Origin of the sequence: Marinobacter sp. EhC06 (assembly GCF_001650915.1) — a bacterium.
Lineage (GTDB): Bacteria > Pseudomonadota > Gammaproteobacteria > Pseudomonadales > Oleiphilaceae > Marinobacter.
The window spans coordinates 1-1,634 of sequence record NZ_LXYO01000024.1; the positions used below are offsets into that span (position 1 = coordinate 1).

At 56.6% G+C, this 1,634-nt stretch carries 1 protein-coding gene; it reads right to left on the reverse strand.

The features are described 5' to 3' along the window. Positions 1 to 43 precede the first annotated feature (43 nt). Positions 44 to 1,587 (reverse strand): IS3 family transposase gene (locus A8B84_RS15765; protein WP_085986444.1). Its coding sequence is split into 2 segments (ribosomal slippage): positions 44 to 1,116 and positions 1,116 to 1,587, totalling 1,545 coding nucleotides; the frame shifts between segments, so codons are not numbered across the junction. Positions 1,588 to 1,634 lie beyond the last annotated feature (47 nt).

Genomic DNA, 1,634 nt, shown 5'->3' on the forward strand with positions numbered 1-1,634 from the left:
CGGAGTCTGTCAACGTAGATGTCGCGTTTAAGTCATCAGCTCTTTAACAATTGGCCGCCTTTTCCGGGTTCAGAGTGACTGATTCCGGCAAGCTGAAGTTTCGGATATCACCAGACCAGCGACGCGGGTTCTCGGCTTTCGCCGCTTCGATAATCTGTTTTCGCTGGGCCAGGATCTGATCAGCTTCGCCCGTATGGCGTTGCTGAGGTGTTACGTAGTTCAAGGCGCTGTGTCGGTGCTCGGTGTTGTACCAGCGCACGAACGCCAGTACCCATTTGCGGGCCTCCTCGATCGTTCTGAAGCCGTTTACCGGGAACCCCGGGCGGAACTTCAGGGTTTTGAACAACGACTCCGAGTAGGCATTGTCGTTACTGACCCGGGGGCGACTGTTCGAGGGCGTAATACCCAGATCGTACAGTTTCTCCAAGAAGGTCGAGGCCTTCATGGGGCTGCCATTGTCGGAGTGCAGCACTAGAGGCTTGTCCTTCGTCGCCAGGTGTTCACGCCAGTAGGCCTTCTCGATGAACTCGCTGGCAAGCTCGCCGGTCTCACTGTGATAGACCTCGTGACCGACGATCTTGCGGCTGTATACGTCCAGCATCAGATACAGGTAGAACCAGGTGCCTTTTGCTGGCCCCGGCAGCCATGAGATATCCCACGACCACAGCTGGTTCGGTTCTGTGGCCTTGTGTGTAGTTGCCCTGCGCTTGCTCTGGGGCGCTTTTTGCCGACCTCTGGGGTGTACTTGATCCTTCTCCCGCAGAACCCGATAGAAGGTGGATTCCGAGGCCAGGTAGCGACCCTGATCCAGTTGATCCGCAACGATGAAGGCCGGCGGACAGCTTCGATATTCCTTCTGGTTGCACAGTGAGACCACGGCCTGACGCTCCGCCTCCGAGAGTTTATTGGTGGGTGCTGGTCTGGGCACCACCGGTCGTTGATCGGCGCTGACGGCCTTATCTGCCGTCCAGCGCTGATAAGTGCGTATACTCAGGTTCAGCAAGGCGCAGGCCTTGACCAGCCGGGCTCCGTTACCCTGAGCCTCTTGGATCAGGGTAACCGCCTGCTGGCGATCCGGGAGGCTGGTCATTCGTCCTCGTCTTTGGGGCCCCAGATCGCCTCGGCTTTTTTTGACAGCGTCAGCAGTGCAGCCGTTTCTGCCAGAGCTTTTTCCTTGCGTCGCAACTCGGCTTCGAGTTTTTTGACTCGTTTTTTCTCAGCCCTGGCCGCTTGCCGATTCTGCTTGGCCTGTTCATCCGACAGGGCATTGGCTCCCATGCAGGCGGCTTTCCAGGTTTCGATTTGTTCCGGGTAAAGGCCGTTCCTACGGCAATATTCACTAACTTCCGCCTCCGTCATCGGGGCGGTTTCCAGAACAATGCGGAACTTCTCTTCGCTACTCCACTTGTCTGGATGAGCTGAATTCGATGGCAAAACGGCACCTCGTCCTCTGGCGGCTTTACGCCAATTGTACAAGGTTGCGGTACTGATGCCTTCCTGGCTGGCCAACTCGGCAACAGTCAGACTGTGAGGTGGGGCCATCTTCTGGAGAATGGCTTCTTTACGTTCCGGTGAATAATGGGGCATGGTTGTCCTCTGAAATATTCAGGCGACAACTACGCTGACACATAGGG